Consider the following 13,464-nt stretch of genomic DNA (forward strand, 5'->3'; position numbering starts at 1 on the left):
CAATCAGATATCAGCGTCAGCCAGATCGTCTTCAGTCTCTTTGACCGCAGAAGCCTTGGCGTCTGCTACCGAAGCTGGAGACAACAACTTGTCACGCAGTTGCTTCTCGAGCGTTGCGGCAATATCCGGGTTATCCGCCAGGTACTTGGCCGAGTTGGCTTTACCCTGGCCGATCTTGGTGCCGTTATAGGCATACCAGGCACCGGATTTTTCAACGAACCCGTGAAGAACACCCAGGTCGATCATCTCGCCATTGAGATAGATGCCCTTGCCGTAAAGAATCTGGAACTCGGCCTGGCGGAACGGCGAAGCCACCTTGTTCTTGACAACCTTGACGCGGGTTTCGCTACCGACGACTTCATCACCTTCTTTCACCGCGCCAGTACGACGGATGTCCAGACGCACCGAGGCGTAGAACTTCAGCGCGTTACCACCGGTGGTGGTTTCCGGGCTGCCGAACATCACGCCGATCTTCATGCGGATCTGGTTGATGAAGATCACCAGGCAGTTGGCGTTCTTGATGTTGCCGGTGATTTTACGCAGCGCCTGGGACATCAGGCGGGCTTGCAGGCCCACGTGCATGTCACCCATTTCGCCTTCGATTTCAGCCTTCGGCACCAGCGCCGCCACGGAGTCGACGATGATCACGTCAACCGCATTGGAACGCACCAGCATGTCGGTGATTTCCAGGGCTTGCTCACCGGTGTCCGGCTGGGACACCAGCAGGTCGTCGACGTTGACGCCCAGCTTGCCGGCGTACTCAGGATCCAGGGCGTGCTCGGCATCGACGAATGCGCAGGTCGCGCCGGCTTTCTGAGCCTGGGCGATCACGGACAATGTCAGTGTGGTTTTACCGGAGGATTCAGGACCGTAGATTTCAACAATGCGGCCTTTTGGCAGACCGCCAATGCCCAAAGCGATGTCCAGACCCAGAGAGCCAGTGGAGATGGCCGGGATCGCCTGACGGTCCTGATCGCCCATACGCATTACGGCACCCTTGCCGAATTGACGTTCGATCTGACCCAGGGCCGCAGCCAAGGCTTTCTTCTTGTTGTCGTCCATTAAAGTCCTCACGTAATCAATAAGGCCTGACGGCCAACACCTGTATAAGTAGACAGTATTATTCCACAGCGTTTGCGGATCGCCTACCCCTGATTTGAGATTTCTCCCGCGGCATGACGCAGCAGCCCCTCTAGCGCGGCCTTCACCGTTTGTCGGCGAACCTCGTCGCGGTTACCGGCAAAGTGCTGCACCTCGCTGAACACCTGCTCGTCGACACCCCACGCCAACCAGACGGTGCCCACCGGCTTGTTTGGCGAACCGCCGTCCGGCCCTGCCACTCCGCTGACCGCCACGGCAAAACGTGCACTGCTCTTTTCCTGTGCTCCACGGACCATGGCCTCGACCACTTCCCGACTGACCGCCCCCACCGTTGAAAACAATTCGGTCGGGACATTCAGCTGAAGCGTCTTCTGTCGGTTGGAATAGGTGACATAACCGGCCTCGAACCATGCCGAGCTACCCGGTATCCGGGTAATCGCCTCGCTGATACCGCCGCCCGTACAGGACTCTGCGGCGGTGACGTGGGCATTGAGAACCTGTAGGCGCCTGCCGAGTTCAGCGGCCAGCTGAGTGATTTCTTTCACGGTCATCTCCTGATCGAGCGGAATGGGGCCTAACGTACACGAGCGAGTAGCGCTTGCAAGTGACAGGACCGATCAAAATGTGAGCGGGCAACCGCTCTGACGCAGGCCTCACAGACTTGCAGGCGGGCATAACACCGCCTTTGCCCGTTCCCAAAGCAGCAACCGATCCTGCAGCCCGTTCAAGCCCCCATTGATCCGTCGGGTAATACTGTTGAACTCATCGCCGTCGGCCAGTTCATTAAGGCCGTTTCGCTCCCAGAACCAGGCGGCGGACTCAGCGGCCCACTGTGGTAGCTCCAACAGTTCGGGATGTTGCAACAAGCGCTCATCACTAAACAGTGCCCGACTGCATTGCAGATAATTACTACGGCCGGTGACCTGGATCAGACCACGGCCCCGGTAGCGTTGACCGTCGCCAGGGGAATTGCCCAAGCGCCTGGCCAGGACCCCGGCATCGTATTTCTCGAAATACTTCTCGCTGCCCAACTCCCGCACATGCTGCAACTGCCCCGACTCGTGGCCGATTTGCGCCAGGAAGGCGGCAGTGCGCACCGGAGTATTGATATTACGACGTGCCATGGCGTCATTGAGGGCCAGGATGAACACGCCCGCCCGAGTGCGGGCGACTGGAAAAATCATGAGTAACTGTTGCTCGGTGAGGCGCATCGCTCGCTCCTTTGATTGATGCATGAGACTGGCAAGGTGAGGTTGGTGGAATTCCGTCTTCAGCGTGTTGGACACCGTGCCCCGATCGCAAGATTACAGATCTGCCCCGCGCAAGCCTCGCCAGCAATTGTTGCGCCGTGTTGTGTCGCGCTGCGCCGCGCTCATGCCAGCGAGCAGAGCGACACCGATTCACTGTTGGTCGGAGCGAGAATCGCGCTGCGGCCCGTCCTCTATACCGATGCGCCTGGCCACCCAGCGCCCGTACAAACCAACGGCCATGTCGGCCCCGGCTATCGCCGTGAGGCACCCGAAGGCGCCAGCGGCCCAGATCGACATCCCGGCGGCGTACAGCAGCATCATTGCCGAGACACCGCAGACCATGCAGGCCCCGGAGCGCAGGGCCACTCGTCGCAGCAGCGACCAGCCACGGGCGCCCTCCTTGTCGGCGCGCCACATTTCCCCGGACACCCCGCTGACCACTGCAAGCGTGACGACAAGCCAGATCGGCAGGTCCAACAACAATTGTTGCTCGTTTGTCATGCCGGGCCTCCAGGATGTTTGGGGTGCGATGTTAACGGGCAGGCCCAAGATTATGCATGGATGCATATACAGTCAATGCACTAATGCATTTTTTAACACGCAAGAAATGCAGTCCAGGCAGGTGCGAGGCAAGTACACGAAAGATCAACGAGCGTACATGCCCCACCAGAACACATGGCCGAGGATAAGGATCTGCTCCTCCTGCATCTCCAGGAAGGAATAGTCTTCGTCGGGGTGCTCTTCGCGGTTGAAGCTGCGCAGGCGAATCCCTGTCGGCAGTCGATACAGCTGTTTCACCCGCAACTGGCCGTTATGGTTGATGGCATACAGGTCGCCATCGACGATATCGCCAATCCCCCGTTTGCCGGCGTTGACCCCCACCGTGGCGCCGTCGCGCAACACGGGCAGCATGCTGTTGCCGCGTACCGTCACGCATTTGGCCTGGTCGAATTGCACACCGTTATGACGCAGGCTGCGCTTGCCAAAGCGCAGGCTGGCGCGCTCGCTCTCTTCGATGACGAATCTTCCTGATCCTGCAGCCAATTCAACCTCACGAAGAAAAGGTACCGAAACCTCGTCGTCATCGATGGGGGTGTCATCGTCCCACAGACTGATGTCGGTGAGCTGAGAATGCGCGGCTTCACGCCGGGCACTGATCGTCGGCGCGATAACCGCACGGCCGCGCAGTTGATCGGTACTTACCGCGAAGTAATCGGCGATCTTCGAAATGTGTTTATCCGAAGGATCGACGATCTTCCCGCCGAGGATGCGCGAGAGCGTGGATTGAGGCACGCCGGTACGACGGTGTAGCTCCGTGGGGGAGATACCGTGCTGATCGAGCAGCGCTCGTAAAACGGTCGAAACATTGCGTTTTTGCATAATGCGCATATTGCTCGAAGTTTTTTGCCGCGACAAATGCTTATTTGCATAGCCCATGCATGAGTCATCAATTAAGGCGTCACCCGGCCGTGGATGCCTGCGTCGACAAGACTGCCCATGGTAACCTTGCGCCCATCGCGGAAAAGCCGTGCCAATGCCCGCTTTTGCCCCACACCTTTTGAACGAGTTTTCCTGGCAATCCGATGAATAAAGCCCTCTCCGACCTGTCCTCGCACACGCCGATGATGCAGCAGTACTGGCGCCTGAAGAACCAGCACCCTGACCAATTGATGTTCTACCGCATGGGCGACTTCTACGAGATCTTCTATGAAGACGCGAAGAAGGCCGCCAAGCTCCTCGACATCACCCTGACCGCTCGCGGGCAGTCGGCTGGCCAGGCTATCCCGATGTGCGGTATTCCCTACCATGCGGCGGAAGGATACCTGGCGAAGTTGGTGAAACTGGGCGAATCCGTGGTGATCTGCGAGCAGGTCGGCGATCCCGCCACCAGCAAAGGTCCGGTGGATCGTCAGGTGGTGCGGATCATCACCCCGGGCACGGTGAGCGATGAGGCCCTGCTCGATGAGCGCCGGGACAACCTTATCGCTGCCGTGCTGGGGGATGAGCGCCTGTTCGGCCTGGCGGTGCTGGACATCACCAGCGGCAACTTCAGCGTGCTGGAGATCAAGGGCTGGGAAAACCTGCTGGCGGAACTGGAGCGCGTCAATCCGGTGGAATTGTTGATCCCGGATGACTGGCCCAAGGATCTGCCGGCCGAGAAGCGTCGTGGCGTTCGTCGTCGGGCACCCTGGGACTTCGAGCGCGATTCGGCGCTGAAGAGTCTGTGCCAGCAATTCTCTACCCAGGACCTGAAAGGGTTCGGTTGCGAAAACCTGACCCTGGCCATCGGCGCAGCCGGCTGCCTGCTGGCCTATGCGAAGGAAACCCAGCGCACCGCCCTGCCGCACTTGCGCAGCCTGCGCCATGAACGCCTGGACGATACGGTAGTGCTGGACGGTGCGAGCCGCCGCAACCTGGAACTGGACACCAACCTGGCCGGTGGCCGCGACAACACCTTGCAATCGGTGGTCGATCGCTGCCAGACCGCCATGGGCAGCCGCCTGCTGACCCGTTGGCTGAACCGTCCGCTGCGTGACTTGAGCGTGTTGCTGGCGCGCCAGACCTCAATCACTTGCCTGCTGGACGGCTACCGTTTCGAAAAGCTGCAACCGCAGCTCAAGGAAATCGGCGACATCGAGCGCATTCTCGCCCGGATCGGCCTGCGTAACGCCCGCCCACGAGACCTCGCTCGCCTGCGGGATGCCCTCGGCGCGCTGCCGCAACTGCAAGCGGCAATGACCGAGCTGGAAGCGCCACACCTCAACCAACTGGCAACCACCACCAGCACCTATCCGGAGCTGGCGGCATTGCTGGAAAAAGCCATCATCGACAACCCGCCTGCGGTGATCCGTGACGGCGGCGTGTTGAAAACCGGTTACGACAGCGAGCTCGATGAGCTGCAATCGCTAAGCGAGAACGCGGGGCAATTCCTGATCGACCTCGAAGCCCGGGAAAAAGCCCGCACTGGCCTGTCTCACCTGAAAGTCGGCTATAACCGCATCCACGGCTACTTCATCGAACTGCCGAGCAAGCAGGCCGAATCCGCACCCGCCGATTACATTCGTCGCCAGACCCTCAAAGGTGCCGAGCGCTTCATTACGCCGGAACTGAAGGCCTTTGAAGACAAGGCACTGTCCGCCAAAAGCCGTGCCCTGGCGCGCGAGAAGATGCTGTACGAAGCACTTCTCGAAGACCTGATCGCCCAGTTGCCACCGCTGCAGGACACGGCGGCCGCGCTGGCCGAGCTTGATGTGCTGAGCAACCTGGCCGAACGGGCGCTGAACCTCGACCTGAACTGCCCGCGCTTTGTCAGCGAGCCGTGCATGCGCATCAGCCAGGGTCGCCACCCGGTGGTTGAACAGGTATTGACCACCCCGTTCGTGGCCAACGACCTGAGCCTCGACGACAATACCCGCATGCTGGTGATCACCGGTCCGAACATGGGCGGTAAATCCACCTACATGCGGCAGACGGCGTTGATCGTGCTGCTGGCGCACATCGGCAGCTTCGTCCCGGCCGCCAGCTGCGAGCTGTCCCTGGTCGACCGGATTTTCACCCGGATCGGCTCCAGCGACGACTTGGCCGGTGGGCGCTCGACCTTCATGGTCGAGATGAGCGAAACCGCCAACATCCTGCACAACGCCACCGAACGCAGCCTGGTGCTGATGGACGAGGTCGGGCGCGGCACCAGCACCTTCGACGGCTTGTCCCTGGCCTGGGCAGCGGCGGAGCGCCTGGCGCACCTGCGGGCGTACACGCTGTTCGCCACCCACTATTTTGAGCTGACGGTGCTACCGGAAGCCCAGCCGTTGGTGGCCAACGTGCATCTCAATGCCACCGAGCACAACGAACGCATCGTGTTCCTGCACCATGTACTGCCAGGGCCAGCCAGCCAGAGTTATGGCCTGGCGGTTGCGCAGTTGGCCGGCGTGCCGAACGAAGTGATCACGCGTGCCCGTGAGCATTTGAGCCGGCTGGAAGACACTGCCCTGCCCCACGAAGCGCCTGCGCCGACCAAAGGCAAACCAGCCGCGCCGCAGCAAAGCGACCTGTTCGCCAGCCTGCCACACCCGGTGCTGGATGAACTGGCCAGACTCGATCTGGATAACATGACGCCACGGCGCGCACTCGAAATGCTCTATACACTAAAGACACGGGTCTAACGCACTGGCTTGCAAGCTGTTAGAATCTCGCGCGGTTTGGGATGCTGCTGGCTATTAGCCTGGCTTGCAGACTATCGCTCCCAAACCTTGCGACCCCTATGTGAAGGGGCGCAGCAAGCCGCGCCTGAGGAGAAAATTAGAAATGACCTTCGTCGTCACCGACAACTGCATCAAGTGCAAGTACACCGACTGCGTAGAAGTCTGTCCGGTGGACTGCTTTTACGAAGGCCCGAATTTCCTGGTGATTCACCCGGATGAGTGCATCGACTGCGCACTGTGCGAACCTGAATGCCCGGCTGTGGCCATCTTCTCCGAAGATGAAATACCTGCAGGCATGGAAAACTTCATCCAGCTGAACGTTGAGCTGGCTGAAATCTGGCCGAACATTACCGAACGCAAAGAGCCATTGCCCGACTCTGCCGAGTGGGATGGCAAGCCAGGCAAGATCGAACACCTCGAACGCTGATTATCCCCGCGTTCCCGAAAAAGGCCTCACAAGGGCCTTTTTGCTTTTCTGCAGGCAAAAAAAGGGGCGGTTCGACCCGCCCACTTTTTCCCTATTCCCTGTATTCCTTTTTCATCATCCTGATGAATCGCTTCCTGCGATGTCCTTTCCCCCTCGTCCATGAGGAGTGTGTCTGTCCGTAGACACATCACCGATACTAGAGTGTTTAGCGTCAGGAGCAATCGCCCGCCTCGGCCAGGATGGCTTGTCACATCCCCTTCATATTAAAAAACTTACTGGCTTTTCAAATAGATAGGACTGACCTCTAAACAATATGGTCGACTGCCAACCTGTAAAAATAGTGAACACTTACGAAAAGAGTAAGCGATGACTTACACCGTGAAGCTACAAAGCTGCGCTATCGCCCAACAACAAAAAGCCCCGAACCAGTCGGGGCTTTTCACTGAGCACTAACGAATGGCTTATTGAAACAGCGACTCGCTCGACAGCCCGTTTTTCTCCAGGATCTCACGCAGGCGCTTCAGACCTTCTACCTGAATCTGTCTGACCCGTTCCCGGGTCAGGCCAATCTCCAGGCCTACATCTTCAAGGGTGCTGCTCTCGTGACCGCGCAGGCCGAAGCGGCGTACAACCACCTCGCGTTGCTTGTCGGTCAACTCCGAGAGCCACTGATCGATGCTTTGAGACAGGTCGTCATCCTGCAGCAGCTCGCATGGATCGGTTGGGCGATCGTCGGTCAGGGTGTCCAGCAGGGTTTTATCCGAATCCGGACCCAGCGAGACGTCGACCGAAGAAACCCGCTCGTTGAGGCCGAGCATGCGCTTGACCTCTGCTACCGGTTTTTCCAGCAGGTTGGCGATCTCTTCGGGTGAGGGTTCATGATCGAGTTTTTGCGTCAGTTCCCGTGCAGCCCGCAGGTACACGTTGAGCTCCTTGACCACATGGATCGGCAACCGGATGGTCCGGGTCTGATTCATGATCGCGCGCTCGATGGTCTGACGAATCCACCAGGTTGCGTAGGTCGAGAAGCGGAAGCCGCGTTCAGGGTCGAACTTCTCCACCGCCCGAATCAAGCCGAGGTTGCCCTCTTCGATCAGGTCGAGTAGCGACAGCCCCCGATTGACGTAACGTCGGGCGATTTTCACCACCAGCCGCAGGTTACTTTCGATCATGCGTTTGCGCCCGGCCGGATCACCACTTTGCGACAGGCGCGCAAAATGAACTTCTTCTTCGGGGGACAGTAGAGGGGAAAAGCCGATTTCATTGAGGTACAGCTGCGTGGCATCAAGTGCACGCGTGTAATCGATGTACTTATGTTGCTTCAATGTCGCGGAGTGTTTGGATTTGGCACGAACGGAAGGTGGAGCCGCCCCTTCATCATTCGACATCGAATCCGTGCCGATGCCGGTCTCCATTAGGAGAACCTCATCGTCGATGTCAAACTCCGGCACTTCTTTACTGAGAGCCATTGTTATAGTCCTTTGGTGAGTTCGACCTCAAGCTCAAGCGGCGCCTTTATCCTTGGCAACGCTGGAGCCTGTCCCCTCTACGTGACGGAACAGGCTGGAAGCGATCAACGACGTGGCAGGAATTGCAGCGGATCTACAGGTTTACCTTGGCGGCGAATCTCAAAATGCAGCTTCACCCGGTCTGTACCCGTTGACCCCATTTCGGCAATTGTCTGTCCGACCTTGACCTGCTGCCCCTCCCGAACCAACAGCCTGCGGTTATGTCCGTAGGCACTGACGTAGGTTTCACTGTGTTTGATGATGACTAATTCGCCGTAGCCCCTTAAGCCACTCCCGGCGTATACCACCGTCCCATCAGACGCAGCTAAAACAGGCTGTCCCAAATCCCCTGCGATATCAATTCCTTTATTCAAACTACCGTTTGAAGAGAATTTACCAATTAAAATGCCATTAGAAGGCCATCCCCAGCCGGTCGGGGCTGGGCCCGCTGGAGGGAGTGGAGCGGGTGCCGGCTTGTTGGCGACGGACGGTACAACCACCGGTGTGGTCGTGGTCGTACCGTCTGCAGAGCGGCGAATGACCGTGGTTTTACTCGAGGATGAAGGCGAGGAACTGGACGAGCTGACCACTGTGGTCGGCGTTGAACCGCTGCGCCCATCGAAGCGAATCGTCTGACCTGGATGGATGGTGTACGGCGGCGCAATGTTGTTGCGTGCCGCCAACGCCTTGTAGTCCCAGCCATAACGAAAGGCGATGGAAAACAGGGTGTCCTTGGGTCGAACGACGTACTGCCCCGTGGTCACGGCCGGCCGCTGGGCGGCAGCATTATTGCGATCGACAACGCGGACGTCGCTGGATTTGTTACTGGAGCAACCAACCAGCAAGGTGCTCATGACAAGGCCAGTCACCAGGCGCTGAAAGCTCGTTGTACCCATACGCTGCGCTATGACTGTGAGACTCACCCGCCGCTCCCTTTGTGGTGGCTGAAAATGTGATTTTGCCGTGTTACAGCACGAAGTGTCGCAAGTATAACGGGCCGTACCGGTTTTACCCTTAATGAAGCGAAATGGCTTGGCGCACACGTTTGCTGCCAGACAAAACAACCCGTTTAATCAATCGCCGCCGCTGTAAGACAGAGGCAATCGAAGAGAATTCAGCACGTTTAAATAAATGCTCAGGCCAGTGGACCATTGAGTAACGGGACGAAGCGCACCGACCCCAGGACGCGCCTGGAGAATCCATGTTCTTCCCGAATGATCAGCATTAATTGTTGCACCTCGCCGGCGCCGACCGGGATCACCAGGCGCCCCCCTGGCGCGAGTTGATCCAGCAGCGCTTGCGGTACATCGGTTGCCACCGCCGTCACGATAATACCGTTGTAGGGCGCCAGTGCAGGCCAGCCCTCCCAACCATCGCCCCAGCGAAATACCACGTTACGCAGATTCAGCTCGACCAGGCGTTCCTTGGCCCGGTCCTGCAGCACCTTGATACGCTCCACGGAAAAAACCCGCTCGACCAGTTGCGACAGCACTGCGGTCTGATAACCCGACCCGGTGCCGATTTCCATGACCTTGTCCAGCGGCCCGGCTTCGAGCAGCAACTCACTCATGCGAGCCACCATGTAAGGCTGGGAGATGGTCTGGTTGTTGCCGATGGGGAGCGCGGTGTCTTCGTAGGCCCGGTGCGCCAGTGCCTCGTCTACGAACAGGTGACGCGGTGTACGACGGATGACTTCCAGCACCTTGGCGTTGGAAATCCCCTCCTCGTAGAGGCGCTGAATCAGGCGCTCGCGGGTACGCTGCGAGGTCATGCCGATGCCGCGGTGCAACATGTCGTCTTGTCCACGGGTCATGGATGCAATCCCTCCAACCAACCGTCGAGGCTCCTGAAGGCATCATTGAAGGTGCGATCCAGTTGCAACGGAGTGATGGAAACATAGCCCTGCATCACGGCATGGAAATCCGTGCCGGGCCCGCCATCCTCAGCATCGCCCGCCGCCGCAATCCAGTACCCGGACTTGCCACGCGGGTCGACCACCTGCACAGGGGCCGCCGCGCGGGCGCGATGGCCGAGGCGGGTCAACTGGATGCCGCGGATGTGCTCCAGCGGCAAATTGGGAATGTTCACGTTCAGTACCGTACGCGGTGGCAGCTCGAGATCCGCATGGGCCTCGACCAGTTTGCGCGCAAAGTAGGCCGCCGTGGCCAGGTTGTCGACTTGTCGCGAGACCAGCGAAAAGGCAAACGCAGGACGCGCCAGGAACCGACCTTCGAGCGCCGCCGCCACGGTACCCGAATACAGCACGTCGTCCCCCAGGTTGGCGCCCAGGTTGATGCCGGACACGACCATGTCCGCTTCACGCTCCAGCAGGCCATTGAGGCCCAGGTGCACGCAGTCGGTTGGCGTGCCATTCACGCTGATAAAGCCGTTGGCCAGCGTATGAGGGTGTAACGGACGGTCGAGCGTAAGCGAACTGCTCGCGCCGCTTTTGTCCTGGTCCGGGGCAATGACCACGCACTCGGTGTAATCCGCCAGCGCAGCATAAAGCGCGGCGAGTCCGGGTGCGGTTACCCCGTCGTCATTAGAAATCAGAATACGCATGGGCTGTCCGTCTGCCCCACCGGCACCAGATCAACAAGCTCGCGCACCAATACGGTGGCGAAGCATCCGGCCGGCAGGACGAATTCCAGTTGCAGAATGTCAGGCTCGGGATAATGCCACGTCAACCCGGCAATGGGCAGCCGCAGGATGCGACGTTCGTGGCTCATTCCGGCGTTGATCAACCAATCGCGAAGGTCTGCTTCGCGAGCGGCGATCGCCTGCTCCAGTTCATGGACAGCGCCCGTGGCCGGCGAGTCACCTTCGCCCCACTGCGGACCCGTCGGGTGCAGATCGAGAATCGCCAGTCGCGGGTCGCTGCACTCGGCTTCGCCGGCCGGGAAAAAGCTGCGGCTGTCGGTGAACGCCAGCAGATCGCCTATCTGAGCACGCTGCCAGGTGCCGTCAGCGACACGCGCGGCCAACACCTGGTTGAACAGGAAACTGCGGGCGGTCGACAGCAGGCGCGAACGCACGTTGCGTTGCTCCGGCAAGGCCTTGCGCGCGGCCCAGGTGCGGGCGTCGACGACGTTGCCACCGTCGTGCCCGAAACGCTGGGCGCCGAAATAATTGGGGATGCCTTGCCTGGCGATCAGTTGCAGGCGTTCTTCGATCGCCGCATTGTCGCCAGCGAATTGCGTCAGGCGCAATGTGAAGCCGTTGGCCGAATGGGCACCGCGTTGCAGCTTGCGCTTGTGGCGGCTGGTCTTGAGGATTTTCAGCGTATCGTTTTCTGCCGCCGACAGATCCGGATCAGCCTTGCCCGGCAATTGCACGCTGAACCACTGGCGCGTCAGCGCCTGGCGATCCTTGAGCCCGGCATAGCTGACAGTACGCAATGACACGCCCGCCGCCTTGGCGATTCGGCGTGCCGCCTCTTCGGTATTCAGACCGCGCTTTTCCACCCAGATCCACAGGTGTTCGCCGTCGCCGCTCAAGGGAATATCAAGGACTTCGTCGACTTGGAAATCTTCCGCGATGGCTTTCAGTACGGCGGTACCGAGTGCTTCACCGTAGGCCCGCGGGCCGAGTAATTGCAGTTCGTTCATGCGCGCAGCAACAAGGCAACGGAATGCACGGCAATGCCTTCTTCGCGACCGACAAAGCCGAGCTTTTCGGTGGTGGTGGCTTTCACGTTCACTTGATCCAATTCAACTTGAAGATCCGCGGCAATCAGCGCGCGCATCGATTCGATATGGGGGGCCATTTTCGGCGCCTGGGCAACGATGGTGTTGTCGACGTTACCGACTTTCCAGCCTTTGGCGTGGATCAATTCGACGACATGACGCAACAGCACGCGGCTGTCGGCGCCCTTGAATTGCGGATCGGTGTCCGGGAAATGCTTGCCGATGTCACCCAGCGCAGCAGCGCCAAGCAATGCATCGCTCAAAGCATGCAGCAGGACGTCACCATCGGAGTGAGCGAGCAGCCCGAAGCCGTGTGCAATGCGCACGCCGCCCAGAGTGATGAAATCGCCTTCAGCGAAACGGTGCACATCATAGCCGTGGCCAATACGCATAAAAAAACGCCCCGAATTTTGTCAGGGCGTGATTCTACCTGCTATTGGCCTGCTAGAGCATGCGCGTGATGCCGCAAGTGATCTTCGATGAAACTGGCGATGAAGAAATAGCTGTGGTCGTAGCCCGGTTGCAGACGCAACGTCAGCGGATGGCCGGCCAGTCTGGCCGCCTGTTGCAAGGCTTCAGGCTTGAGCTGGGTGGCCAGGAAATCGTCGCGATCACCTTGGTCGACCAGCAGCGGCAGCTTTTCATCGGCCTCGGCAATCAATGCGCAGGCATCCCACTCGCGCCATTTCGAACGGTCTTCACCCAGGTAACGGGAGAAAGCCTTTTGACCCCAAGGGCAGTCCATCGGATTGTTGATTGGCGAGAACGCCGACACCGACCGATAACGCCCCGGATTGCGCAAGGCACAGACCAGCGCACCGTGGCCACCCATGGAGTGGCCGCTGATGCCGCGCTTGTCCGACGCCGGGAAATGCGCCTCGACCAATGCAGGCAATTCCTGCACGACATAGTCATGCATCCGATAGTGCCGCGACCAGGGTTCCTGGGTGGCGTTCAGGTAGAACCCGGCCCCGAGACCAAAGTCCCAGGCGCCGTCCGGATCGCCCGGTACGTCGGGGCCACGGGGACTGGTGTCCGGCGCGACGATGATCAGCCCGAGCTCGGCGGCCATGCGCATGGCGCCGGCCTTCTGCATGAAGTTCTCGTCGGTGCAGGTCAGGCCGGACAGCCAGTACAGCACCGGCAATTTGCCGCCCTGCTCCGCTTGCGGTGGCAGGTACACCGCGAAAACCATGTCGCAGCCGAGCGCTTCCGAGCGATGGCGATAACGCTTGTGCCAGCCGCCGAAGCTTTTCTGGCAGGAGATATTTTCCAGGCTCATGGCGGACC

At 59.6% G+C, this 13,464-nt stretch carries 14 protein-coding genes; 2 read left to right on the forward strand and 12 right to left on the reverse strand.

Translation table 11 applies throughout. The annotated features are described in order from the left end of the window. Positions 1–3: 3 nt before the first annotated feature. From recA to BKX96_RS14725, 5 genes are all read right to left on the reverse strand, one after another. Positions 4–1,062, reverse strand: coding sequence for a recombinase RecA (gene recA, locus BKX96_RS14705; RefSeq protein WP_008060630.1), 1,059 nt, complete (start codon positions 1,060–1,062; stop codon positions 4–6). Positions 1,063–1,145: 83 nt separating this feature from the next. Further along, positions 1,146–1,646, reverse strand: a complete 501-nt coding sequence (locus BKX96_RS14710; RefSeq protein ID WP_077184530.1) for a CinA family protein — start codon at positions 1,644–1,646, stop codon at positions 1,146–1,148. A 108-nt stretch (positions 1,647–1,754) separates the two neighbouring features. Next, positions 1,755–2,312, reverse strand: a complete 558-nt coding sequence (locus BKX96_RS14715; RefSeq protein ID WP_046816541.1) for a glycoside hydrolase family 19 protein — start codon at positions 2,310–2,312, stop codon at positions 1,755–1,757. 189 nt (positions 2,313–2,501) lie between these two features. Further along, a complete protein-coding gene (locus tag BKX96_RS14720; RefSeq protein ID WP_077184422.1) occupies positions 2,502–2,852 on the reverse strand; it encodes a phage holin family protein in 351 nt (116 codons plus the stop codon). A gap of 144 nt (positions 2,853–2,996) precedes the next feature. Beyond that, positions 2,997–3,731 (reverse strand): LexA family transcriptional regulator, encoded by a 735-nt coding sequence (locus BKX96_RS14725; protein WP_046816844.1) that lies wholly within the window; start codon positions 3,729–3,731, stop codon positions 2,997–2,999. A gap of 203 nt (positions 3,732–3,934) precedes the next feature. On the opposite strand from BKX96_RS14725, the gene mutS reads away from it, so the two are divergent. Continuing rightward, on the forward strand, positions 3,935–6,514 hold the full coding sequence (mutS, locus tag BKX96_RS14730) for a DNA mismatch repair protein MutS (protein WP_046816539.1): 2,580 nt from the start codon (positions 3,935–3,937) through the stop codon (positions 6,512–6,514). A 142-nt stretch (positions 6,515–6,656) separates the two neighbouring features. Beyond that, on the forward strand, positions 6,657–6,980 hold the full coding sequence (fdxA, locus tag BKX96_RS14735; RefSeq protein WP_046816538.1) for a ferredoxin FdxA: 324 nt from the start codon (positions 6,657–6,659) through the stop codon (positions 6,978–6,980). 461 nt (positions 6,981–7,441) lie between these two features. Here fdxA and rpoS read toward each other — a convergent pair whose 3' ends face one another. The 7 genes from rpoS to fghA form a co-directional block, all read right to left on the reverse strand. Next, positions 7,442–8,449, reverse strand: a complete 1,008-nt coding sequence (gene rpoS, locus BKX96_RS14740; protein WP_046816537.1) for an RNA polymerase sigma factor RpoS — start codon at positions 8,447–8,449, stop codon at positions 7,442–7,444. 104 nt (positions 8,450–8,553) lie between these two features. After that, positions 8,554–9,411, reverse strand: a complete 858-nt coding sequence (locus BKX96_RS14745; RefSeq protein ID WP_077184425.1) for a peptidoglycan DD-metalloendopeptidase family protein — start codon at positions 9,409–9,411, stop codon at positions 8,554–8,556. Between the two features lie 212 nt (positions 9,412–9,623). Next, a complete protein-coding gene (locus BKX96_RS14750; RefSeq protein ID WP_166618534.1) occupies positions 9,624–10,259 on the reverse strand; it encodes a protein-L-isoaspartate(D-aspartate) O-methyltransferase in 636 nt (211 codons plus the stop codon). A 38-nt stretch (positions 10,260–10,297) separates the two neighbouring features. Then, on the reverse strand, positions 10,298–11,050 hold the full coding sequence (gene surE, locus BKX96_RS14755) for a 5'/3'-nucleotidase SurE (protein ID WP_046816534.1): 753 nt from the start codon (positions 11,048–11,050) through the stop codon (positions 10,298–10,300). Then, complete coding sequence (truD, locus tag BKX96_RS14760) at positions 11,038–12,096, reverse strand: tRNA pseudouridine(13) synthase TruD (RefSeq protein ID WP_077184431.1); 1,059 nt, start codon at positions 12,094–12,096, stop codon at positions 11,038–11,040. The genes surE and truD overlap by 13 nt, the downstream gene beginning before the upstream one ends. Further along, a complete protein-coding gene (ispF, locus tag BKX96_RS14765; protein ID WP_077184434.1) occupies positions 12,093–12,566 on the reverse strand; it encodes a 2-C-methyl-D-erythritol 2,4-cyclodiphosphate synthase in 474 nt (157 codons plus the stop codon). Before ispF ends, truD begins: the two co-directional genes overlap by 4 nt. A 41-nt stretch (positions 12,567–12,607) precedes the next feature. After that, positions 12,608–13,456, reverse strand: coding sequence for an S-formylglutathione hydrolase (gene fghA / locus BKX96_RS14770; protein ID WP_077184437.1), 849 nt, complete (start codon positions 13,454–13,456; stop codon positions 12,608–12,610). Positions 13,457–13,464 lie beyond the last annotated feature (8 nt).

The sequence above is a fragment of the Pseudomonas putida genome (assembly GCF_001976065.1).
Taxonomy (GTDB): Bacteria; Pseudomonadota; Gammaproteobacteria; order Pseudomonadales; family Pseudomonadaceae; genus Aquipseudomonas; species Aquipseudomonas serbica.